The organism is Moorena producens 3L (genome assembly GCF_000211815.1).
Taxonomy (GTDB): Bacteria; Cyanobacteriota; Cyanobacteriia; order Cyanobacteriales; family Coleofasciculaceae; genus Moorena; species Moorena producens.
This window is the reverse complement of record NZ_GL890843.1, coordinates 36,577-59,279: the sequence shown is the minus strand read 5'-3', so window position 1 is coordinate 59,279 and position 22,703 is coordinate 36,577. Positions and strand designations below refer to the sequence as shown.

23 protein-coding genes are annotated in these 22,703 nt (G+C 42.3%); 19 read left to right on the top strand and 4 right to left on the bottom strand.

The genetic code is table 11. The features are described 5' to 3' along the window. Positions 1-140: 140 nt before the first annotated feature. Complete coding sequence (locus LYNGBM3L_RS09600) at positions 141-494, bottom strand: histidine triad nucleotide-binding protein (protein ID WP_008181848.1); 354 nt, start codon at positions 492-494, stop codon at positions 141-143. 64 nt (positions 495-558) lie between these two features. On the opposite strand from LYNGBM3L_RS09600, the gene LYNGBM3L_RS43165 reads away from it, so the two are divergent. After that, complete coding sequence (locus LYNGBM3L_RS43165) at positions 559-696, top strand: hypothetical protein (protein WP_154659732.1); 138 nt, start codon at positions 559-561, stop codon at positions 694-696. A gap of 293 nt (positions 697-989) precedes the next feature. Next, positions 990-1,262, top strand: coding sequence for a hypothetical protein (locus tag LYNGBM3L_RS36185; protein WP_154659731.1), 273 nt, complete (start codon positions 990-992; stop codon positions 1,260-1,262). 54 nt (positions 1,263-1,316) lie between these two features. On the opposite strand, the gene LYNGBM3L_RS09595 is transcribed toward LYNGBM3L_RS36185, so the two are convergent. Beyond that, entirely contained in the window at positions 1,317-1,640 is a 324-nt protein-coding gene (locus tag LYNGBM3L_RS09595; RefSeq protein ID WP_008181846.1) for a hypothetical protein, read from the bottom strand. A 528-nt stretch (positions 1,641-2,168) separates the two neighbouring features. Between LYNGBM3L_RS09595 and LYNGBM3L_RS09590 the strand changes: the two genes are divergently transcribed. The 8 genes from LYNGBM3L_RS09590 to gmd all read left to right on the top strand — a co-directional run bounded on the left by LYNGBM3L_RS09590 (position 2,169) and on the right by gmd (position 12,955). Beyond that, the gene (locus LYNGBM3L_RS09590) at positions 2,169-3,344 is read left to right on the top strand and encodes a phosphotransferase family protein (protein ID WP_229414414.1); all 1,176 of its coding nucleotides are present in this window, start codon (positions 2,169-2,171) and stop codon (positions 3,342-3,344) included. Between the two features lie 79 nt (positions 3,345-3,423). Further along, a complete protein-coding gene (locus LYNGBM3L_RS09585; RefSeq protein WP_008181843.1) occupies positions 3,424-4,491 on the top strand; it encodes a T3SS effector HopA1 family protein in 1,068 nt (355 codons plus the stop codon). A 918-nt stretch (positions 4,492-5,409) separates the two neighbouring features. After that, a complete protein-coding gene (locus tag LYNGBM3L_RS09580) occupies positions 5,410-6,408 on the top strand; it encodes a sugar transferase (RefSeq protein ID WP_044492547.1) in 999 nt (332 codons plus the stop codon). Between the two features lie 96 nt (positions 6,409-6,504). Then, the gene (locus LYNGBM3L_RS09575) at positions 6,505-7,650 is read left to right on the top strand and encodes a glycosyltransferase (RefSeq protein WP_008181838.1); all 1,146 of its coding nucleotides are present in this window, start codon (positions 6,505-6,507) and stop codon (positions 7,648-7,650) included. A 568-nt stretch (positions 7,651-8,218) separates the two neighbouring features. Beyond that, positions 8,219-10,480 carry a GumC family protein gene (locus tag LYNGBM3L_RS09570; protein WP_008181835.1) on the top strand — a complete coding sequence of 754 codons (2,262 nt, stop codon included), beginning with the start codon at positions 8,219-8,221 and terminating at the stop codon, positions 10,478-10,480. Between the two features lie 374 nt (positions 10,481-10,854). Beyond that, positions 10,855-11,655 carry a heterocyst development glycosyltransferase HepC gene (gene hepC, locus LYNGBM3L_RS09565; RefSeq protein ID WP_008181834.1) on the top strand — a complete coding sequence of 267 codons (801 nt, stop codon included), beginning with the start codon at positions 10,855-10,857 and terminating at the stop codon, positions 11,653-11,655. A 20-nt stretch (positions 11,656-11,675) separates the two neighbouring features. Beyond that, positions 11,676-11,846 (top strand): hypothetical protein, encoded by a 171-nt coding sequence (locus LYNGBM3L_RS43160; RefSeq protein WP_154659730.1) that lies wholly within the window; start codon positions 11,676-11,678, stop codon positions 11,844-11,846. A gap of 35 nt (positions 11,847-11,881) precedes the next feature. Continuing rightward, entirely contained in the window at positions 11,882-12,955 is a 1,074-nt protein-coding gene (gene gmd, locus LYNGBM3L_RS09560; protein ID WP_008181832.1) for a GDP-mannose 4,6-dehydratase, read from the top strand. Here the strand turns inward: gmd and LYNGBM3L_RS43155 are convergent. Beyond that, positions 12,936-13,112: a hypothetical protein gene (locus LYNGBM3L_RS43155; protein WP_154659729.1), complete on the bottom strand. Its 177-nt coding sequence runs from the start codon at positions 13,110-13,112 to the stop codon at positions 12,936-12,938. The two genes, gmd and LYNGBM3L_RS43155, sit on opposite strands and share 20 nt — an antisense overlap. A 373-nt stretch (positions 13,113-13,485) precedes the next feature. On the opposite strand from LYNGBM3L_RS43155, the gene LYNGBM3L_RS09555 reads away from it, so the two are divergent. From LYNGBM3L_RS09555 to LYNGBM3L_RS09525, 7 genes are all read left to right on the top strand, one after another. Continuing rightward, on the top strand, positions 13,486-13,665 hold the full coding sequence (locus LYNGBM3L_RS09555) for a Rossmann-fold NAD(P)-binding domain-containing protein (protein ID WP_071986841.1): 180 nt from the start codon (positions 13,486-13,488) through the stop codon (positions 13,663-13,665). A gap of 115 nt (positions 13,666-13,780) precedes the next feature. Further along, positions 13,781-15,652, top strand: a complete 1,872-nt coding sequence (hepA, locus tag LYNGBM3L_RS09550) for a heterocyst formation ABC transporter subunit HepA (protein WP_008181829.1) — start codon at positions 13,781-13,783, stop codon at positions 15,650-15,652. A gap of 239 nt (positions 15,653-15,891) precedes the next feature. Beyond that, complete coding sequence (locus tag LYNGBM3L_RS09545) at positions 15,892-16,806, top strand: alpha-1,2-fucosyltransferase (protein ID WP_008181826.1); 915 nt, start codon at positions 15,892-15,894, stop codon at positions 16,804-16,806. A gap of 39 nt (positions 16,807-16,845) precedes the next feature. After that, positions 16,846-17,874, top strand: coding sequence for a glycosyltransferase family 2 protein (locus LYNGBM3L_RS09540; protein ID WP_008181822.1), 1,029 nt, complete (start codon positions 16,846-16,848; stop codon positions 17,872-17,874). Positions 17,875-17,891: 17 nt separating this feature from the next. Next, positions 17,892-19,013 (top strand): polysaccharide pyruvyl transferase family protein, encoded by a 1,122-nt coding sequence (locus LYNGBM3L_RS09535; RefSeq protein ID WP_008181820.1) that lies wholly within the window; start codon positions 17,892-17,894, stop codon positions 19,011-19,013. A 312-nt stretch (positions 19,014-19,325) separates the two neighbouring features. Beyond that, positions 19,326-20,249: a beta-1,6-N-acetylglucosaminyltransferase gene (locus LYNGBM3L_RS09530; protein WP_008181817.1), complete on the top strand. Its 924-nt coding sequence runs from the start codon at positions 19,326-19,328 to the stop codon at positions 20,247-20,249. Between the two features lie 144 nt (positions 20,250-20,393). Beyond that, entirely contained in the window at positions 20,394-21,515 is a 1,122-nt protein-coding gene (locus tag LYNGBM3L_RS09525) for a glycosyltransferase family 4 protein (protein ID WP_044492545.1), read from the top strand. On the opposite strand, the gene LYNGBM3L_RS43150 is transcribed toward LYNGBM3L_RS09525, so the two are convergent. Continuing rightward, positions 21,492-21,710, bottom strand: coding sequence for a hypothetical protein (locus tag LYNGBM3L_RS43150; protein WP_008181813.1), 219 nt, complete (start codon positions 21,708-21,710; stop codon positions 21,492-21,494). The two genes, LYNGBM3L_RS09525 and LYNGBM3L_RS43150, sit on opposite strands and share 24 nt — an antisense overlap. 47 nt (positions 21,711-21,757) lie before the next feature. On the opposite strand from LYNGBM3L_RS43150, the gene LYNGBM3L_RS09515 reads away from it, so the two are divergent. Both LYNGBM3L_RS09515 and LYNGBM3L_RS09510 read left to right on the top strand, forming a co-directional pair. Further along, positions 21,758-22,264, top strand: a complete 507-nt coding sequence (locus LYNGBM3L_RS09515) for a hypothetical protein (protein ID WP_008181811.1) — start codon at positions 21,758-21,760, stop codon at positions 22,262-22,264. 7 nt (positions 22,265-22,271) lie between these two features. Beyond that, complete coding sequence (locus tag LYNGBM3L_RS09510) at positions 22,272-22,664, top strand: class I SAM-dependent methyltransferase (protein WP_229414412.1); 393 nt, start codon at positions 22,272-22,274, stop codon at positions 22,662-22,664. The last annotated feature ends 39 nt before the right edge of the window (positions 22,665-22,703 follow it).

Below are 22,703 nucleotides of genomic sequence, written 5' to 3'. Positions count from 1 at the left end.
AAAATAAAAGTAAAGGCGTTCCATGGAACGCCTCTATATATAGAGCCTGAGATATAGAGCCTGAAACTGGTTCTTTCCCTAAGTCGTAACTTAGAAAGCTACTTACGACTCAGCACTCAACACTTAGCACTTAAAAAACCTCAACCAGGAGGCCACTTCATTTGGCGTTGACCCAAGATGTGCAAATGAAGGTGATCAACCGTTTGACCACCATCAGCACCATTATTAATCACCAGTCGATAGCCATTGGTCAAACCGACTTGGTCAGCAACTTGCTTAGCAGTTAACAGCAGGTGTCCCATCAGGGCTTGATCTTCCGACTCAGCTGCTGCCAGTTGAGGAATGGGCTTCTTGGGAATTACCAGAATATGAACTGGTGCCTGAGGGTTAATATCCTTGAAAGCAAGGGCTAAATCGTCTTCATAAACAATATCCGCTGGGATTTCTCGGCGGATAATCTTGCTAAAGATGGTTTCGCTCATAGCAGCTGCCATTACTATGTTTACTAGATCAGATGCAATTGTGACACAAAATGTCAGGTAGCTATAGCATTGTTATTTGAGTTGTGAACATAGTCGCGCTTGGGAAAGGCAAGAGGCAAGAGGCAATAGGCAACAGGCAATAGGCAACAGGCAACAGGCAATAGGCAATAGGCAACAGGCAATAGGCAAAAAAGTATATCGGGATGTTTGGTAGCGATGCAGCGCGGTCTTGGGGGTTTCCCCCACTCGCTATTGCATCAAGACAATGGAAATAACTTTCATCCTTGTGGGACCATAATGCCCGCGTTATAGTTCACAAAATAGTTATAATTCCTATATCTATAACCTTGCTAAAAATAATCGTTTATATGATAAATATTCAACAATAAATTATATATATTCCTAATTTTTATCCAAAGAAACTAGTAAGATGTTGTGCATGTAAACTGTATATTAGTGAAATAACCTAAAAAATATAGATTCCAGCATCCTTTTGTGTTTTGCCTATTGCCTATTGCCTCTTGCCTCTTGCCTATTGCCTATTGCCTATTGCCTATTGCCTATTGCCTATTGCCTATTGCCTCTTGCCTATTGCCTCTTGCCTATTGCCTCTTGCCTCTTGCCTCTTGCCTCTTGCCTTTTACCTTTTGCCTTTTACCTTTTGCCTATTGCCTATTGCCTATTGCCTATTGCCTATTGCCTTTTACCTTTTGCCTATTGCCTATTGCCTATTGCCTATTGCCTTTTGCCTTCTTAAAACACATTGAAAATGCGTTTTAGCTTAATCATTACCATCAGCCCCTACACTTAGAGCGAGGGGCTAATGCCCTCAATCTAATGTTCCATTCGTATTGGTGGAGTCATTATCGGTCCTGTTCTAGGAAAATGTCTGGGCCCGGGTTTAGGAAAAGGAGGTCTGGGCCGTGGATGTTCAAAAACAGGAGGTGTTGGTTGGGGTATTGGGCGTGGACATTTGGGAAAAGGTTCTGGGTGTTCAGGCATGGGAACTGCCGTAGGTGCTGGACACAGAATGAATGGTGTTTGGGGAGTCGGACCACATCCACCATGAACCATAGTATCTTGCTGATCTAGATCATTGAGAAAGGTTTCCTCATCGGATAACAACTCAAAACCGATGGGTAACTCAGAAATTTCCATTATTAGTTTTCCTCCATAGGAGTGTGACAGATGACTTTCTTCAAGATTTCTGTAAGTCTACCAATTCTGTTTTAGAGAAAAATCTCAGTTTCGTCTCGCCATTTTGGCGAGTTTTTAGTGGAAAACTAGAGTATCAATAGATCAATAGATAAAGAGAAATGGGATAACTCCGTAAGCATTCAGCTATCAGCTAATGCGCTACAGATGGTGCTACTTGAGGTGCTATCAGCTAATGCGCGTTTGCCCACACTAATTGAGGTGTTTATGGGGAAAGTGCCAGCATCGAAGCCTGTGCCACGCTACTAATCGGTGCTTTTGAATAAAATAAGCTGACCGCTGAGTGCTGACTGCTGAATGCTTACATAACTCCTGAAACTATAACAGTCTCATTATTGATTGTTCACTGTTGAGTGTTGATTGTTGTACGGTTAGGCACAAGACTTTCCCCTACTATCGGTTAACTGCTCAAGGGTAAACAACAAACATTTTCTCTTTAAGTTGTGCATCTACTGATCATCTACTGATATTTTGGAACCACTATCATCTGAAACGATTTCCTCATATCTATTGGATATAGGACTGTGTACCCCGTCAGACCTAGAATCTATCCAGGTAGAATCGGCTCCCCCTGCTAAGAATTTCAATTTACTGGTGAGCTTTTCAGATCATCGTCAGCTACTGGTTAAGCAGGAAAGACCCCATCATGACGGTATTATAAATCATGAATTTTTCAATGAGTGGCAATTTCATCGCTGGCTGCAGCAGTTGCCAGACCAGGACTGTCTAGCTTCATCAGTTTCCCAGATCCTTCATTTTGATCCCGATCATTGCATCCTGGTCTACAACTATCTAAATAACTATCTCGACCTGTTTAGTTTCTACTATCAAAACCAAATTTTCCCTGAAGCGATCGCAACTGATATCGGAACAGTTTTAGCCAACCTCCATCGTGTTACCTTCAATCAACCAGAATGTCGGAATTTTCTAGACCAGGTACCACAGGGGAAATCTCCCTATCGGTTTGGCAATCCAGCTAAAGGAATCGGACGGCTTAGCCCAGAGATGTTTGGCTCAATCCCTAACAATGCCTTAAAGTTCTTTGTTCTCTATCAACGTTACCCCAGTCTGGGAAATGCGATCGCAGATTTGGAAACTGACTGGCATCCGAGTTGCCTAACCCACAATGACTTAAAATTGAACAACATTTTGGTTCATAGAGAGTGGGAGCAATTCTCAACATCTTCACCACCCGATCAGAGCATGGTGCGACTGATTGATTGGGAACGTTGTGCCTGGGGAGATCCAGCCTTTGACCTTGGAACCATAATCGCCAGCTACCTGGGTATCTGGTTAAGTAGCTTAGTGGTAGACCCCACGATTAAATTAGAAGAATCCTTGCGTCTAGCAGTGACTCCTTTACAAGTGCTTCAACCCTCCATCGCTGCTCTAACCCAAGCCTATCTTACCGCTTTTACCGGGATTGAGTCAGCTCGTCCCAACTGGCTTAAACGAGTAGTTCAGTTTACCGGTTTGGCACTGATTCACCAAATTCAGGCAATGATTTACTATCAGAAATCCTTTGATAATACTGGAATCTGTATGCTCCAGGTTGCCAAAACTCTACTCTGCCGACCAAAACAATCTGTGCCAACAGTTTTTGGGATCTCAGAATCAGAACTGATATCAAATCCGGTAATCCCCTAGAAAAGGGTTTTGAGGATACCTGTGAATTGTCAATTGAAAACCGCTATATAGACCTCATCTAATTTTACTTTAAATTACGATGCTATTTGACAACCCTTTTCCCAATCAACAGCAAGCAGCTCTGGAAGATATTGTTAACAACATTGAAATCCAGTCCAATTTTTGTATCAACCATCCCAACTATCAACCCTTCACCATACCTGATGAAACAGTAGCCCGCTTTCAGCAACTTCCTCAAGACATACAGCATAAGTATCTCAGCCTACTGCTGAGAAATTTCCTCTACGGCATTTATTACAATGGCTATCTGCGCACTCCCCTGGCACTCAACACAAGTCGCGCGGATATAGCACCCCATCAAAACTTAGAGAACAATACCCTGCTGGGAATAGACCTAGATTTTTACCAACGACTCCACGCCAACAATCAAGGCACAGGCTACTTTGATCCCAATTGGCAGGTAATCTCAGAAGAAACCGATGGTTCAATAGCCGTCACCAAAGGGAGTTTGACTATGCATATTGAACGGGAGATTCATCTCAAACGTGAGGAAAAATCTGCTACCATCGGTAGCATCGTTGCCATCCGGATGCCCAAGAATTTGATGCAAAACGGCTTTTATGTAGCAGTGGGTAATGTTGGTCAAGAGCGACAGGGCAATGGTGATATCGATTCTAAAACAGCGCGAATCTATTTTAATCTGACACCAGATGGAGCCCTGGCTGTCATGGATAGCATGACAAAATATTTGAATGCAGCAGCAATTCCTTTCACATTTAAAGTTCTATACAATCCATCGGAATACAAACGCCATGACTGCGGAGTACTCTACTTTGAGCGCTGTGATTCTGAAGTTGTCTTTGGGGTGATGCAAACCATATATCTAGCAAACCGCTGCCATTTTCGCCCAGAAGTACCTTTATTCACCAAGTTTTTGGCACCGGGACTGAGTTTTGCCGAAGAACCAACCCAAAAATTTACCTCTCAAGAAAGTTTTGGCATGAACCGCTGCCAAATTGTAGCCAATGGTTTAATGCAGGCTTGGCAAAACGGTAATAACACTCCAGAGGAGCGCCTCAACGCTATCCGCCAACAATTTTCTCAGTTAGGAATTGAATGGGAACGTCCTTACCTCAATGGTGAGTGACATCTTCCGCACCCCCGCCCGACAATTCCCACACTCCCCGTTTGACCATGATGTCAAAAACCTACCCTTGTGAGCTCCCCATCTGCCGATATCCCCATCTCCCCAAAGCGCGCCTCTTCACAATTTCAATACAATTTCAATGTGTGACAGCTTAGTAGGATCCGGAGGGAGACCTTACAGGTATAGTCCCTGGGTAAGTCATAAAAAACTATAGCGCTACACCAACCAAGTCCACCTAGATGGACTTGGTTGGTGTAGCCGAAAGCTTTAGCCTTAGGCCATTAGACTGAGTGATCCTCGCTGCCACCATCCAAGTCATCAGTCTCAAGACGGAAGTGGCAATTGACCTCAGGTATATTTAGCGTCTTTAAGAAAAATTCATCAAAAATTTTTAGCTCTGTCAGGATTTTATGAAAAACTCATGAAAGTTATATTAGTCATTCATCCGGGATTATACAGAACACTTATTGACCAACGTCACTGCTGACAAATGAGTAATGCTAAATGCTTACTTATATGGTAACGATAGAAAATAAAAAATGGGGAATTTGTATCCATTTTTTATTTTTACCACCGGTTAATTTACCCGATGAATTATACCTATTAATCAGTCGAAAAATAAGTGAGAGGTAAACTAGGATTTTCCCTACTAGGTAAGGTAACAAAAGGCATTAGGTATCAATAATTAAAACCATTAACCATTAACCATTAACCTTGCTCTAACCCTCAACCCGAAATTGAAAGAGTAATATAAATTCTACCATTGCCTGAATCAAGGGCGGAGGAGCCGTAGGTATATGTACGGTTAAAACCTAGGGTGTTAATAGGATTGCTAAACTTTCTACACAATTCCTACATAGTTTAAATCTACTCTCTAAAAAGTCACGATTTAATCGACATTATAATTTATATTTCATCATGATGCAGTCAACGTTAAAGACTTCTGGCCAGGCAGGCTTCATAAATGAAGCTGCTGTAGTGCAGTTACCGATCCGCTTGAGCAGACTCGAAGCAATAGAATTTAAAGAAACTTGTGATCAGCTTCTCCAAAAACCTTATTGTCCTAAGCTGATTATTGCAGACTTAAGTCAGACAGAGTTTATCGATAGTAGCGGCATTGGTGCCTTAGTAAGGAATCACAAAATCACTCAGGAAAACGGGGGATCACTAATACTAAGGGGTATAACTTCTCCAGTTATGGCTGTCTTAGTCATGACTGGGCTAGACAAAAAATTAATTCTAGACGCTTCATATAACCTGACAACAATAGCTGTCAATTGGTCAAAGGCTCAGTTACCAACAACTCACCCATCTACACGCTCTTGGGCTAAGCGATGCTTAGACATAGTGGGGGGAATAGTAGGTTTAGGAATTACGGCCATATTATTTATTCCCATTGCGATCGCGATTAAACTCGACAGTCCTGGCCCCATCTTGTTTAGTCAAATTCGCTGTGGTTGGATGGGTAAGGAATTTCGGATCTGGAAATTCCGCTCAATGTATACTGATGCGGAAACCCAGAAAGATAGCGTTCAAAATCAAGCTAAGGATGGCAAGATATTCAAAAACGAAAATGACCCTAGAATCACCAGGGTCGGTCGGTTTTTGCGGAAAACTAGTTTGGATGAACTACCTCAGTTCTGGAATGTCATTAAAGGTGAAATGAGTTTGGTAGGTACTAGACCACCGGTACCTAAGGAAGTGGAAATCTATGAGGTTCCAGAGTGGCAACGGTTGAATGTTAAACCGGGAATGACTGGAGAGTGGCAGGTGCATGGGCGATCGCAAGTTCGGGATTTTGCAGATATAATTAAACTGGATTTACGCTACCAACGAAACTGGAGCTTAATGTATGACCTTAAGCTCATTATAAAAACAATTTTTATCTTGTTGTCGAAAAATAATGGAGCCGTTTAGGCTCAAAACTATCTCGGCAAAATTCCGGATACAAATTAAATCTAATGGTAAATAGATTAGAGTATTCTCTAGGAATAGGTTTTCCAATAAACAAGCATGAAAGTTGCCCTAGTTCATGATTATCTAACGCAAAAAGGTGGAGCAGAACGGGTATTTGAACTGCTTTGTAAGCGCTTCCCTAGTGCTGATGTGTTCACATCCTTGTATGATTCCCAGAACACCATTGACCTAGGTGAGCGCCTAGTGCATACCACCGGACTTCAGAACATTCCAGGGTCAACGAAATACTTCAGACTCTTGGCTCCGTTTTACTATCCAGCTTTTCGAGCCTTGGATTTAGAAAATTACGATTTGATTATCAGTAGTTGTTCAAGCTTCGCAAAGGCGGTCAAGAAAAAATTAGGAGCCAAGCATGTTTGCTTTTGCCACAATGTCACCCGTTTTTTGTGGGATACGCAAACTTACCTCAAGGAGTATGGAGAATATAGAGCGTTTTCTCCTGTCATTGATAAAGTCTTCCAGTTGATCAGAAAAGTAGACCTGGACTATGCCCAGGAGCCGGACATTTACATTGCTAACTCGACCACTGTCGCTCGGCGTATCCAGAATATCTATGGTAAGCCAGCCATGACGGTCAACTATCCAATTAATAGCCATAAATTTGTGTTTTCCGACCAAAAGGAAGACTTTTACCTAGTATCATCTCGTTTACTGGGTTACAAGCGTATCGATCTGATTATCGAGGCGTTTAATTGGCTAGGCTGGCCCTTATTAATATCTGGTGATGGTCCAGAGCGAGAGCGTCTAGAATCTAAAGCTTTGGACAATATTCGATTCTTGGGATACGTCAGCGATAAACAGCGTTGTCATTTGATGGCAAAAGCTCGTGGGGTGATCGTGGCGGCTTTAGAAGATTACGGTTTAGTGCCAATCGAAGCCAACGCCAGTGGGACTCCAGTAATTGCCTACGGTGCAGGTGGTGTTTTGGATACTCAGATACCAGGGACGACAGGGGTGTTTTTTAAACGGCAAACACCGGAAGCACTCCAAGCTGCACTACTTGAGGCTAGGGAAATTCCCTGGAATTATGCCAAAATCCGAGACCATGCCCTGAGTCATTTCACTGAAGACGTTTTCTTTAATACAGTTGGGCAAATTATTGATAAAACGGTCAGGGGACAGCCTGTTAATTTCAGCCATTCGTTACGCCATTCAACCAAGGTTCCCACTTTAGCTAGGTGACAGGATAGTGGCTGGGCTGATTTTAGATTTTAGATTTTGGATTTTGGATTTTTTCGTTGATTTCTTGGGATTTATACGGGTCTATACTCCAAAATCATCAGATCCAATCTGGTGGACTAATCAATATAGTCCTGCTCGGGTGACTGGTGATGGGTAATAGATAATATCAGGTCCGGTTGACTACTTCTTCTTATACCCTTTCTCTAAAAGGGATGCAACCTATGATTGTCGGTTCATTGGTAATGGGTAATGGGTAATGGGTAATCATACTCCAATTCCTAATTCCCTATTCCCAAAAGGTAGGGAAAATTTGTTGCAGGTATCCATGATAATTTTGCTTACCAGAGATTGAACATATTTCAAGGGCAAATTTTCAATGGTTAATGGTTAATTTAAAATTAACTTTCCAAAAAAAATCAAAAATCCTATCGAATATGAACAAAGTGATTAACCGGATTTTATCTAAACCAATTACTAATCATCCCGGGAATATTTTAGACTTGATTCACTGGAATTGATGTCAATTTAAAATCCAATCCAAACTTGTCAATCATTAATCTAAAATCCCATGAAGGAACTTGATTTAAACGCAGCAGGTGAAACAGATGCAGGGTATGGCCAACTGTTGGCAGTTTTGTGGCGCAGACGCTTGTGGATTATAAGTGTACTGTTGACAAGCTTGCCGATTGCCTTCTATATCACTCTCAAGAAAGAGCCGAATTATATCAGCTCTCTACAGCTGTTGGTGGAGCCTAATTATATAGATAAAACACGAGGAATAGAGAGTCAGTTTACTGAGTCCACTGTTGATATCGACTATGCTACTCAGTTACAGCTGATGCGTAGTTCTGAATTGATTCAACGAGCAGTGGATTTGCTTCGTGATGACTACCCAGATATCACAGTCGGTGATATTAGAGGCTCCTTAAGATTAGCTCAAGTACTGCAGGGTAAAACCGAAACTAAGGTATTTCAAGCGGTCTACACCAGCAATGACCGGATTAAAACTCAAAAAGTACTGCAAGCTATTCAAAAGGTTTATCAAGATTACAACCTAGAGCAGCAGGAAATGCGGTTGAATAAAGGTCTTGCTTTTATCAATCAGCAGTTGCCAACAGCTCGTAATAATCTTGAGCAAGCTGAGCAACGGCTAGAGCAGTTTCGCAAGAGCAAAAACCTGATTGATCCCTCACAACAAGCTCTAGCTGTCAGTCAAACTCTGAATGGGATTGAACAGGAGCGCCGAGCCATCCGCGCTCAGTACATGGAAACTCAAACTCGCTACCAGGCTGTTCAGCAAAAACTGGCTCGTTCACCGCAAAATGCCTTGACCTCGTCCCGCTTGAGTCAATCTGGGCGCTATCAAAATTTGCTCAATGAAATCCAAAGAATAGAACTGGCTTTGGTGGAGCAAAGTCGGATTTATACTGAAGCTCATCCTAGAATTCAAAAATTAATTGAACAGCGTCAGAGTGTGTTTGCGCTCTTGCAGGAAGAGACTAGACGGGTTTTAGGGCAAGTTCCGACTAAACTGGTTACCACTGGCAATAACCTCCTGACAGAAGGACAGCTCGGTGGTGTGGATCTCAATCTGGTCAACGAACTAATCACCTCGCAAATTAATCTAGTCAGTCTACAGACTCGTGATCAAGCCCTGGCCAAAACAGAGCAGGAAATCCGTATCCAACTCAGGGAATTCCCAGCCCTGATTGCTCAGTACAATCGTCTACAACCCCAAGTAGCAATTCAACAAAATACTCTGCAGCAGCTACTACAAGCACGGCAGGAGTTAAGCATCGAATTGGCTCGGGGGGGATTTAACTGGCAAGTTGTAGAAGCACCTTTACCGGGCTCGAAGACCGGTCCTAATATGACCCAAGACCTATTATTGGGTGCAGTGGTTGGGTTATTTCTCGGTGGTGTGGCTGCCTTTGTGCGGGAAGCCATGGATGATGGAATTCATACCTCTGATGATTTGAAAAATCAAGTGGCTCTACCCTTGCTAGGTATGATTCCACAGTTGCCGGAAGGTAAAATCAGTAAACCTGTTCTGAATCTAGGTTTGAGCCAGTCCGAGAGAACACTTCCGATGATGGAACTGTTGGGATGGCGACCATTTCAGGAAGCACTGGACATGATTTATGTGAATATCCAGTTGCTCAATTCTGGTTCTGAGCTGAAATCCCTGATGGTTACGTCAGCGCTGTCTGGTGAGGGGAAGTCAACTCTGGCGTTGGGTTTAGCCTTGAGTGCTGCTCGTTTACATCGACGAGTACTGCTAATTGATGTAGATATGCGCCGTCCGAGGTTGCACCAACAACTTGGCCTCTCCCATCAGGAAGGACTTTCTACTTTATTGGAAGATGATACTGCTACACCCAGCCCAGTTAGTATCTCACCTTTGGGGTCAACCATTGATGTTTTGACTGCTGGACCAACCCCAATTGACCCAGTTAAGCTGCTGGGTTCTAAACGGATGAAGAACTTAATGGCAGAGTTTCAGCAGACCTATGATCTGGTGTTGCTGGATACTCCCCCAGTGTTAGGTATGGTGGATGCACTCCAAGCAGCATCTTTGTGCCAAGGTGTGGTGATGGTGGGACGCCTAGAGCGAGTTACTCAATCTCAACTCAGCCAGGCTACTGCTATACTCAGGAATTTAAACCTGATGGGAATCATTGCTAACGGGGTGAAGAGTTCTAATCAGAACTACGCTTACTATGGTTCGCGAAACAACCATGCTGCTATTGAACCACAGCAGCCTGTATCTGATCTTCAAGAGTCTCCACAACTAGAGCGTCAGTTCAGCAATCATGTCAAGTCTCGTTGATTTTTTTGTTAATTGAAAATTGAAACTTGTTAATTGTTAAGTAAGCATTCAGCCATCAGCCGTCAGCCGTCAGCCGTCAGCCGTCAGCCGTGAGCTAAAAGCTCACGCTACGCGAACAGCTGACGTAACTCAGCATTATTCCAATGCTTACCTGTTTGATTCAAAAGCACCTCAAGTAGCACCATCTGTAGCGCATTAGCTGATACGCGACACGCTTATAGCACCATCTGTAGCGCATAAACTGATAGCTAATAGCTGATAGCTGATCGCTTACGTTTAAAGTTTCAATTAACGAAAACCTGAGAATGATACGTATTAAACCTGACAGGATCTAAAGTTTAAGTTTTGATTTTCGTGAAATGGAGTAACTATTTATGACGACTTCCAGAATCATACTAACAACCTCCAAAATCTCAATCCTAGATATCGATGATGAGGCAGAGTCAGCAGTTAGTTCTTTGCCTCCCTGCAAGCTCAAGTGGCGACAGAAACAGTTGTGGGTACTCCCTCTCCAAAAAAATGAACAGCATTATCTACCTCCGTTGCAAAGTCAGTCTTGGTTAAGTAATTGCTTGCAACGCTCGTCGGTAGGGCTGGTTTGTATCGACCCCAATGTGGGTGAAACAGGGTTAAGAGTTTGGACCAATGCCTGTGAGCAAGCGAAGAAGAAAGCTGTTCTAAGAGTACCGTTCAACTCAGAATTGTCTAGTAGGGAAAAACTATTCCGATCTCGACTGAGGCGGGTGATGGATTCGAGTTTAGCTGCTCTATTGCTACTGATTCTGAGTCCAGTGCTCCTGGGATTGATGTTGCTGATAGCGATTGTTTCACCAGGACCAGTCTTTTCTCGGCAATTGCGGGCTGGAGAAAGGGGTAAGTTGTTCCAAGTGATTAAATTTCGCACTGAAGCTATACACAAAGGCCAAGTCACGTCTAAGATGACACATTTTGGAAAGTGGCTGCGTCAATATTGTCTGGATGGACTACCGCAGTTAGTGAATGTACTAAGGGGTGAGATGAGTTTAGTCGGACCACGTCCTTGGAAACTGGATGAGGTGATTCGGATGACCCAGGAGGAGCGGCGACAGCTGAGGTTGTTGCCAGGAATGATCAAGCTTCACCAGGAAGATATGCGATCGCATGTGTTCGGTTCTCAAAGTACTCCAGTGCTGTAATAGCAATCCCTGTAGGAATTGTGAGAATTTTTGATGCCATATTCCCTACTCCCTACTCCCTACTCCCTACTCCCTACTCCCTACTCCCTACTCCCTTTGGTAAAGTTAATAACTTCCTAACTTCTGAAGTTATTAATTGCAATTTTCAATTTTCAATTTTGATTTGCCTTTGCCTTCATCCCGTACATTAGCAAACTAATTACTCTAATCAGAGTCGTGAGGAATCGTGACAGACATTAAACGAGCATTAATCACTGGCATTACCGGTCAAGATGGGTCTTATCTAGCAGAACTGCTGCTGGAAAAAGGGTACGAAGTCCATGGCATTATCCGACGCACGTCTACCTTCAACACAGATCGCATCGACCACATCTACCAAGACCCCCACAATCCACAGACACGGTTATTTCTCCATTACGGAGACCTGACTGATGGCTTGACACTACAACGCATTCTAGAAGACGTACAGCCGATAGAGGTGTACAACCTCGGAGCTCAGTCCCATGTGCGGGTCAGCTTTGATTCACCAGAATACACCGTCGATGCCACAGGTATAGGAACCTTACGTTTGTTGGAAGCGGTACGGCACTATCAACAGCGGATTGGCTCTGAGGTACGCTTTTACCAGGCTGGCTCTTCTGAAATGTTTGGGCTAGTGCAGGCTGTTCCTCAGTCTGAAACTACACCGTTTTATCCCCGTAGTCCTTATGCCTGTGCAAAAGTCTACGCCCACTGGCAAACTATCAACTATCGCGAATCCTATGGGCTATTCGCCTGTAATGGTATTTTGTTTAACCACGAAAGTCCCCGGCGCGGCGAAACCTTTGTCACTCGCAAAATTACCCGTGCTTTGGCGCGCATTGTAGCTGGTCAGCAAAATAAGCTTTACCTGGGCAATCTCGATGCCAGACGGGACTGGGGTTATGCCAAAGATTATGTCCGCGCTATGTGGCTAATGCTACAACAAGACGAGCCCGATGACTATGTTGTTGCTACCGGTCAAACTCACTCAATTCGGGAGTTTCTCGATATTGCCTTTGGCTTAGTGAATTTGGATTGGGAGCAGTACGTTGAAATCGATCCACGCTACTTTCGACCTGCTGAAGTAGACCTGTTGTTGGGTGATGGGACCAAGGCTAATACCATACTAGGTTGGCAACCTTCAGTGAGCTTTAAACAACTGGTTGAAATCATGGTTAATGCTGACCTTCAGGCACTAGGTATGATGCCTGTAACCTCTTGTAGTCAATCCGCTGATACTGCCTTTATTCGTCAGGTTGTTACCGCTGGTAATCCCTAGTAATGATATGCTCTAATCCCGTTTTTAGTAATGGATGAGAGAGATAGATAGTCGCGCTTTGGGTAATGGGTAATGGGTAACGGGTAATTGGGAATTGGGAATTGAGGAAAAGACTATTGCTGCTGTGAAACACCACGAGGAGAGCGCAATTACCCATTATCTATTACCTATTAACAGACTCATAAGCATTTAGCTATCAGCTATCAGCTATCAGCTATCAGCTATCAGCTATCAGCTATCAGCTATCAGCTATCAGCTATTAGCTTTGAGCCTGTGGCCAGCCTACTGTTCGCGCAGCACCTCAAGTAGCGCAATCGGTTCTTTTGAATAAAATAAACTGACCACTGACCGCTGACCGCTGAATGCTTACACAGACTCGTATAAGACGTTGTTGATGGATTAGCGTTGAATAAAATAAGCGATTATCCTACGGATACGCTACGCGAACGCACTGTCTTAGAACCAGGACTTACGCACCAAGACCCTTAAAACCTGGTTTCTCGCTATAAATCAAAGCTCCAGAGAATTATGTGATTGCTTCCGGAGTGAATCACTCCGTTCGTGAATTAGTAGATTGTGCGTTTAGTCACGTCGGTCTTGATTATCAAGATTTTGTGGAAGTTGATCAGAGGTTTTATCGTCCGACAGAAGCAGTGCCCCTTTGTGGGGATAGCTGGAAAATTCGGATGGGAGCTGAATTGGAAGAGTAAAAAAAAATTTCCTGATATTGTCGCGGAAATGGTGGAGAGTGATCTTAGTTTTTTTAGCTAAATATTGTTTAAAATCAGCATTAAATAACAATCATAATAGGTCTAAATAAAGCCAGTGAGTATTCTATATAAGATTGCTGAATTCAAGCTTATTGATTCTGTCATTAGGTTTACTAAATCCACGAAATTGTGGCAAGACAAACACTTCATAATAAGAGAGTTTAAATACCTCAAAGAAGCGGCTTTTATTGCTATTGCTTTAACGATACTAGCATCACTATTTGAAGGTTTTGGATTAGGGTTTATCCTAAACTTTTTACAAAATCTAACCGACCCTAATGCTACCCCAATTCAGACAGGTATTAACTGGTTCGATATATCGGTACTTGGAGTAAATAGACCGTTCAATGAGAGAATTTACCGGATATCTGCTCTAATTCTGATCACAACCTGGTTGCGTTCTGCCTTTATGTTTGGTGGACGCAGGTACAGCATGATAACTCAGATGAATTTGTTAGATAGGCTGCGCAAGAAGCTATTTGAGCAACTTCAACGGCTGAATTTGGGTTACTTTTCTCATAGCCGTTCTGGAGCGCTAGTTTACAGTCTAACTACCGAACTAGAAAAAATTAATCAAGCTTTTGATGTGACAGCTTTTATGTTGACTCGAGTTTCTCTTCTAGTTGTCTATGTCACATCAATGTTCTTGCTTTCTTGGCAACTTTCCATTGCCTCATTAATGCTATTTAGCCTGATGAGTGTTGGTCTTTCTAACTTGGTTAAAAGGGTGCGAGAGACAAGTTTTGATGTTTCAAAGGCAGGCAGTAACTTTACCTCAGTTGCTGTAGAGTTTATCAATGGCATTCGCACAGTTAAGGCATTTGCAAGTCAAGAATTTGAGCGTAGACGATTCTATAACGCTAGCGAAAACGTTGCAAACATCACTATCAAATCTGCTTCATTTGGGTATGCCATAGAACCGATTGGGGAAAGCGTAGCCACCACAATTCTGATCGGCATGATTATTGTAGCATTTACCATCTTCGTTCCTAATGGACAGATGCAGGCAGCTTCATTACTGACCTTCTTGTTTGTTTTGTTTCGTCTGATCCCGATTATACGTCTGATTAATAATGCCAGAGGGCGTCTTGGGGAATTCACCGGACCAATGAATAACATTAAAGAGCTGCTGAGAACGGACAACAAACCATACTTGCAGAATGGTAACGTGCAATTTTCAGGATTGCAGCGAGCCATTGAGTTTGCTTCGGTGGATTTTGGTTACGATCCCTCTAACCTAGTGCTGCACGATATTACCTTAACTATCAACAAGGGAGAAACAACAGCCCTGGTCGGTGCTTCTGGTTCAGGTAAAACAACCCTTGCTGACTTAATTCCCCGATTTTATGACCCAACCGCAGGTAAAATTATCATTGATGGCATTGACATACAAGAGTTTGAAATCAACTCTGTGCGTCGTAAACTAGCTATTGTTAGTCAGGATACATTTATTTTCAACACCTCTGTTCGCAATAATATTGCTTATGGTTCAGAACAGGCAGATGACGTGGCAATTCGAGAAGCTGCAAAACTTGCCAATGCATTAGACTTCATCCTAGATTTGTCTGAAGGTTTTGACACGCAACTTGGTGATCGCGGAGTTCGATTATCTGGAGGTCAACGTCAACGGCTGGCCATTGCTCGTGCTTTACTGCGAGCACCAGAGATTCTGATCTTAGATGAGGCAACTAGTGCCTTAGATTCTGTGTCTGAGCGCCTGATTCAGGAGTCCTTAGAAAAACTTGCTGTAGGACGGACAGTAATTACCATTGCCCATCGCTTATCGACCATTTCCAAAGCTGATAAGGTAGTCGTACTTGAACAGGGGCGAATTGTGGAGCAAGGAAAGTATCAAGAGTTACTCGAAAAGCGCGGTAAACTTTGGAAATATCACAAGATGCAGCATGAAGTTGGTCAAACAAATTAAGACTATAGCATTTCCAAATAGATCATGAAACCAAATGTTGATTTATTATAACACCAAAAAATATTCGCATCCTCTTGATGCAGTCCCTCATGGACGAGACCACCAAGACCGCGCTGCATCGTTCTTTCCTACTGTTCCCTGTTCCCTGTTCCCTGTTCCCTTTTTCTATCAATCATAGGTTTACATCTCAAATCAAAATACTATAGTTGATTGCTTGTCAATATTCTCGGAGGATTAACATGTTCATAATTGTTAGAAAAACAGGTCAATTAGGCAATAGAATGATGCTATTTGCCAACTTTATGGCTTTTGCAATGGAATACAACCTCAAAGTCATAAATCCTGCCTTTGATGAATATGCAGTTTTTTTTGAGGGAACCCATAACGATTTTTTTTGTCGATACCCTGCCCAACAATCAGTTCTTAAAGGCAATAGTCTTAAACTGAAAAGAAATTTTCATAGAGTTGTTTACCATTCAACCCGATTATTGGTTAAAGATTATACAGATTTTAAGTTATCCAATATCAATATCTTAAGAGATACTGGAGTACACAGGGGAATTATTTTTGATGACAACTTTGCTAAGTTTTTCAAGAAAAATGAATTGGCATTTATTCATGGTTTTTGGTTTAGAAATCCTGTTTTATTTTTGAAGTATGCAGAAACAATAAGGAAGTTTTTTACGCCAATAAAGCAACACAATGAAAGTATCAATAAACTCGTAACTAACCTAAAAAAAACCTGTGATATTCTGGTTGGGGTTCACATTAGGCAGGGAGATTATAAAAAATTGCTAGGAGCAAAATATCTCTACAGCACTGATGATTATGTGAACTTAATGAAAAAAACAGAACGTCTTTTTCCAGGAAAAAAAGTCAAATTTTTACTATGTTCAAATGTGCCCCAGGACAGAGATAAATTCTCAAAATTAGATTTCGCTTTTGCCAACAACCACATTGTAGAAGATATGTACTCACTTGCTCAGTGTGACTATATCATAGGTCCCCCAAGTACCTATAACATGTGGGCTGGTTTTTATGGACGGGTACCTTTGTACTGGATTGAAGATCCCAATGCTGACATATCCTTAGACAGTTTTCAAATTTATGATGTGCCACTAGATGTCGCTCCTCCAGTTTCATTTGCACAGTAATTAATTCCTTATTACAACCAGAGGCAAGATAACAAGGATATGTCAAACCATCAAGAAGCGCAAGAGCCGCTAGTCAGTGTTATCATCCCAACCTATAACCGCTTGATATACCTCAAGCAAGCAGTTGAAAGCGTACTCCAGCAGACCTACAAAAATCTTGAAATTATTGTTTCTGACGATTGTAGCCCTGAGAATCCGCAAGCTATGATTGAGTCCTTTCAAGATGCTCGGATCAGATTCCGTCGGAACTCAAAGAATCTAGGAAATGGTCCCAATGTTGCTGGCGCATTTAAACAAGCTCAGGGAAAATATGTAGCGAGTCTAAATGATGATGACCTGTGGAATCCAGACTTTTTAGAAAAGCTAGTTCCTCCCCTAGAAGCGAATCCAGATGTAGTTGTGGCTTTTTGTGACCACTATATTATAGACGCAGATGGTGTAATTAATTATGCAACTACTGAAGAACATACCCGGCTTTGGAAGCGTGACCAACTTAAAGCAGAGGTATACCAGCCTTTCTGTACTATCGGACTAGTAGACCAAGCAGTGTCTCCTGCATCCTCTGCTGTGATTCGTAGGGACAAGGTTAATTGGGATGAACTATTGTCAGTGGGGGTCTATTGGGATTACTACTTAACCTATCTAGCTTGCCGCAGTGGTGATGGCGCGTACTACTATCCAGAAAGACTGACTCGATACCGCGTCCATGAGTTATCTGAAACCCATATTAGTGGGAGTGGAAACGCCAAGGCTCAGATCCGCAAAGGCAAATCCGGTATTTTTTGCTACGAACACTTTTTAGCAGATCCTCAATTACAAAAGCATCGGAGTTATTTTACCCAGAAATTAGCACAAGCGAACACAACTCTGGGTATTGGGCTGATACGGGATGGACGAGTAGCAGAAGCACGCCCCTATCTTTTTCGTGCCTTGAGTCAAAATTTCAGTCTGCGAACTGTAGCAGCTCTCATGCTCACCGTTATACCTCAACAATTAGCAAATCCTTTCGAGATATCTCCCAGACGGGAAATTATCCAACAGACAAAAGTACATTCAAAATTACATTAATAATTTCAGTAATTACGATGAATATTTCAACACCAAAAAACGTAAAAGAAGTTCTTCATAACTCCCTAGGACAGTTAGACAAATTTGAAGAATGTATACTGCTAGACAATCCTGATCATTACAATATTGGTGACCACCTGATTTGGTTAGGCTCTGTACTATTTTTGACAGATACCTTAAAAACGAAAATCAAGTATGCCACTGGTATTAACGGTTTCTCTCATGCCAGCCTAAAAAAAATGGATAAATGCCCCATAATCTTTAATGGAGGAGGCGCATTAGGTGATCTATATGAAGGTTTTCAAAATTTTAGAGAATCGATTATAGAAAACTATCGAGATAGACCAATTATTATTTTTCCTCAGACTATTTATTTTAGGAATCCCGAAAACCTCAAAAAAGCGGCAAAAGTTTTCAACTCCCATCCTAACCTAACCCTATTTACCCGAGATCAAGTCAGCTATGAAATTGCTCTTCAAAATTTCTGGAATTGTCGGGTGATTAAAGCCCCTGATATGGCATTTCAAATGGCTGGTCTATCTACTGACTCCATCCAGCCTGCTCAAGAGGATTCTAGTCTTTATCTTTGCCGAAAGGATCAAGAACTTAAGACTACTAGTAACCTGATTCTTTCTTCTCAGATAAAAAATCTCGTCTTAGAAGACTGGGTTTCAGATAGATGGACCCTAAGAACTACTAAGCAACTCTCTAAAGGTTGGTATTGGCGTATTCCAGGATTGGTCAGAATAATTCGGGAAGTTTATGAGCGAGGATTAGCAACTCCTAAAGAATGGTTATCCCGACAAAACTGGAAGTATTTTCATACTAATACTGCGAAATTTAAAACAACCCATAACTCCCAAATTAATCTAGCATCTTGGGGCCTGATGCACAGCGGCATCTATCAATTCAAAAGGCATCGTTTAATTATAACTAATCGTTTGCATGGTCATATCCTTAGTACTCTTTTAGAGATTCCTCATATCTTTCTTCCTAACTCTTATTACAAGAATGAAGCATTTTACGAAGCATGGACGTCACAAATTCCATTCTGCCGGTTTATAAAAGACCCCTCAGAACTTGAATTTGCTGTAGAAGAAATGTTAGAGTCCTATCCTTTATCAATAGGACTGCAGTAATAGATAGGACTTAAGTAGTAGGGGGCGTTAATAACACGTAAGCATTAAGCTATCAGCTATCAGCTATCAGCTATCAGCTAATGCGCTAGGCGCACGCTACTTGATCTGCTTATGGGCTATTAGGAAGCTACACCGAACAGCTTTAGAATAAAACAAGTAAGCATTCGTTTAATCTGAGTTATGGAAAGCTGACGGCTGACCGCTGGCGGCTGAATGCTTACAATAACACACCCCACAGGTAGAGTTACTGCGTAAGTCCTGATAGAGAAAACGGGAATAGAATGCGCTAATGTTTAAACCTAAGAGTCAATCATGACTAAAATCCTTTACCTAATTGCTTCTCATAGCAATCCAGACCAAGTTGTCAGACTAGTCAATAAAATTAAGACTGGTAACCCTGAGTCCCAGGTCTTAATTCACCATGATCAATCTAAGTCGAGCCTTAGCCCAACGTCTTTTGAGCAGATCAACAATGTTCACATCCTGGAAGACTATGTTCCAGTTGAGTGGGCAGATTTTTCTATGGTGGAAATGGAACTTCGCTGCATCAACTGGTTAATAGATAATTCTGTGACATTTGACTGGTTGATATTCCTCTCTGGTCAAGACTATCCCATTCAGCCAATCAGCCAAATCGAGCAGTTCTTGCAGAACACCGAATATGACGGATTTATGGAATATTTTCCGGTACAAGAACCACCAGAAACAGCTTGGCAGTGGGGCAAAGATTTGGGCATAGAGCGCTATTTTTTTCGCTACTATAAGCTGCCAGCTAGTCTAAAGGCTATAGTGTATAAACTATATCGTGTTGTCAATTGGCAGCCCCTAGTCCGGATCAGGGCTGGTAAGTTTGGTGCCAGAATAGCAATCCGTTGCGTTTCAACACCTTTCACCCCAGAGTTTCAGTGCTACGCGGGTTCTCAGTGGCACACACTTTCCTACCGCTGTATTCAATATATCCATCAATTTGTTCAGCGTAACCCAGCATTTGTAGAACACTATCGAAACACACTCGTACCAGATGAGTCTTTCATCCAGAGCATCCTGCTCAACCAGTCGATGCTAAAACTATTCAATGATAACAAACGTTATATCTCTTGGACTCCTCCCTATCCAGCTATCATGGGTGTCCAAGATTTTGAGTCAATGATTACTTCTGGTAAGCACTTTGCCCGCAAATTCGATGATAAAGTAGATGCCAAAGTTATCGATATGCTGGACAAACATCTTGGGTAAGATGGGGATAATAGGGAATAATATACCTATAGTCCTTCTGATGTCTTTAAGGTTTAAATTAGGATTGCTAGATCAGGTAGTTAAAGACTTCTGCGAAGGATGCACTAGTCAGAGTTTTCGATAATTTTAACAGGATAGCTACTCATGAAACTCTGTATCGTTACCCACAAAGTCATGAAAAATGATGGCCAAGGTCGAGTCAACTATGAAGTCGCCAAAGAAGCCATTCGTCGCGGTCATCACGTCACTTTATTAGCCAGTAATGTCGCCCCAGAACTCCAGCAGAGCAATCAGGTAAACTGGATTTTCATTCCAGTTAAAAGGTGGCCAACAGCACTAATTCGTCATCTAGTTTTTTCCTGGCGGAGTGGCAATTGGTTAAATCAACACCGTAGTGAGCTGGACTTAGTAAAGGTTAACGGCTCCATTACCAGAGCTGGCTCAGATGTGAATGCTGTACATTTTGTCCACAGTTCTTGGTTGCGATCGCCTGCCCATACTTCTCGGCTACGTCGGGATTTGTATGGTCTTTACCAGTGGCTAGTTACAATCTTGAATGCCCATTGGGAAAAAAAATCCTTCCGTCAGGCAAAAGTAGTAGTCGCAGTTTCCGGAAAGGTCAAGAAAGAATTAGTAGACATTGGTGTACCCCCTGAATCCATTCGGGTAATTGTCAATGGTGTTGACTTACAGGAATTTTATCCCGGTGTGGCTGACCGCAAACAATTGGGTCTTCCTGAGGGAGTGCCTTTAGCATTTTTTGCTGGAGACATCCGAACACCTCGGAAGAACTTGGATACAATTCTGCACGCCTTAGTCCAAGTGCCTGAATTACACCTGGCTGTTGCTGGCATCACAGAAGGTAGTCCCTATCCTCAGCTAGCCGCAACCCTAAATGTCAGCGAACGGGTACATTTTCTGGGGTACCGACGTGACCTCCCACAGATCATGCGAGCCGTAGATTTATTTGTCTTTCCATCCCGCTATGAAGCCTGCACACTAGTGCTCCTAGAAGCAATGGCTTCCGGCTTGCCAGTGATTACCGCAAGCACAGCCGGGGGGGCTGAATTGGTTACCCCAGCCTGCGGAGTGGTCTTGTCTGACCCCAACGATACCCAGGCTTTGGCAAAGGAGTTAAGCTTTTTGGTTAGTAATCCTGAAAAAAGGAAACAGATGAGCCAAGCTGCACCAATGATAGCCGCCCAATACAGTTGGGAAAAGATGGCACAAAGCTATGTGGATTTATTTGAAGAACTGATCAGGTAGTCTAAATTTAATGTTGCAGGTTGCAGGTTGCAGGTTGAAGGTTGCAGGTTGCAGGTTGCAGGTTGAAGGTTGCAGGTTGCAGGTTGCAGGTTGAAGGTTGAAGGTTGCAGGTTGCAGGTTGAAGGTTGCAGGTTGCAGGTTGCAGGTCAACAGATAACGATACTCCCGAGGATTTTTAAGGTAGAAAATTCTCAATTCTCAATTCTCAATTCTCAATTCTCAATTCTCAATTCTCAATAGTTATGTCTAACCTACTAATTAAACTTCCCACTGAGCTCGAACCTATTGTTGATGAAATTAGTAACTTTACCGAACTGCCCAGAGACGAGGTAAACCATCGAGTCTGGCAGGAAGCGCTGCAACTAGGCTGGAATGTTTGTCAAGATGCCCAAAACTTTGGAGTTACCCCTCACCAGTATGATGCCAATATGGAGGCTCTTTATAAAAATGGGTATGGCTTCATATTTGAAACAATGGTTTTTTGGGCTAGACCTGGACGAAAGCAATTGATAGAAATAACCCTAGAAAGGATTCAGAAGTATGCCTCACAGAAAGGGAAGACAACTGGTGATTTAAAAATTTTGTTACTGGGTGATGGTACAGGCAATGACTCTCTGTACTTAGGGATGAATGGTTGTCAAGTTGATTACTGCGATTTTCCAGGCAGTAAAATCTATGATTTTGTCACCAAGCGATTTAAACATTATGGCTTGTTAGACATATGGTATCAACTTGATTCCTACCTATGAAGCCTGTTTGGATAATCAGTACGATGTTGTAATTTCTTTCGATGTTCTCGAACACCTTACTGAGCCATGGATCGCCATTGCTAATATACGCTCCATGTTAAAAACAGAAGGCATTGCACTGATCACCGATGCTTATGGTGATGTTACAGGTAGACACCCAACTCATTTAGAGTCAAATCGAAAATTTAAAGGTCAAAGTCCCTTCATGTTTTTGAAAAAGGGCATGGTGCTTACTTGGTATAGTTCAGTCTTTAAACCTATGGAATTTACCAAGGTCGATAAGTGGTCTTTAAGGGATTATTTTATTCTCTGGCAAGATAAAAAGGTGATAGTAGAGTATTTGTCTGGTAAATCAGGACTATTGAAACAATTTGTTAAGAATTTTTTGGTCAAAAAATAACCCTATAGAGCATTTTTGCGAAACTAACCGGATCGCTAT

Excerpts from the sequence above, each read along its gene's own strand:
- LYNGBM3L_RS09585 (WP_008181843.1), top strand. The coding sequence starts at position 3,424 with ATGCTATTTGACAACCCTTTTCCCAATCAACAGCAAGCAGCTCTGGAA.
- LYNGBM3L_RS09600 (WP_008181848.1), bottom strand. The coding sequence starts at position 494 with ATGGCAGCTGCTATGAGCGAAACCATCTTTAGCAAGATTATCCGCCGA.
- LYNGBM3L_RS09525 (WP_044492545.1), top strand. The coding sequence starts at position 20,394 with ATGAAACTCTGTATCGTTACCCACAAAGTCATGAAAAATGATGGCCAA.
- LYNGBM3L_RS09515 (WP_008181811.1), top strand. The coding sequence starts at position 21,758 with ATGTCTAACCTACTAATTAAACTTCCCACTGAGCTCGAACCTATTGTT.
- LYNGBM3L_RS09545 (WP_008181826.1), top strand. The coding sequence starts at position 15,892 with ATGTTCATAATTGTTAGAAAAACAGGTCAATTAGGCAATAGAATGATG.
- LYNGBM3L_RS09530 (WP_008181817.1), top strand. The coding sequence starts at position 19,326 with ATGACTAAAATCCTTTACCTAATTGCTTCTCATAGCAATCCAGACCAA.
- LYNGBM3L_RS43155 (WP_154659729.1), bottom strand. The coding sequence starts at position 13,112 with ATGGGTAATTGCGCTCTCCTCGTGGTGTTTCACAGCAGCAATAGTCTT.
- LYNGBM3L_RS09570 (WP_008181835.1), top strand. The coding sequence starts at position 8,219 with ATGAAGGAACTTGATTTAAACGCAGCAGGTGAAACAGATGCAGGGTAT.
- LYNGBM3L_RS09580 (WP_044492547.1), top strand. The coding sequence starts at position 5,410 with ATGATGCAGTCAACGTTAAAGACTTCTGGCCAGGCAGGCTTCATAAAT.
- hepC (WP_008181834.1), top strand. The coding sequence starts at position 10,855 with ATGACGACTTCCAGAATCATACTAACAACCTCCAAAATCTCAATCCTA.
- LYNGBM3L_RS09535 (WP_008181820.1), top strand. The coding sequence starts at position 17,892 with ATGAATATTTCAACACCAAAAAACGTAAAAGAAGTTCTTCATAACTCC.
- LYNGBM3L_RS09575 (WP_008181838.1), top strand. The coding sequence starts at position 6,505 with ATGAAAGTTGCCCTAGTTCATGATTATCTAACGCAAAAAGGTGGAGCA.
- LYNGBM3L_RS09540 (WP_008181822.1), top strand. The coding sequence starts at position 16,846 with ATGTCAAACCATCAAGAAGCGCAAGAGCCGCTAGTCAGTGTTATCATC.
- LYNGBM3L_RS09595 (WP_008181846.1), bottom strand. The coding sequence starts at position 1,640 with ATGGAAATTTCTGAGTTACCCATCGGTTTTGAGTTGTTATCCGATGAG.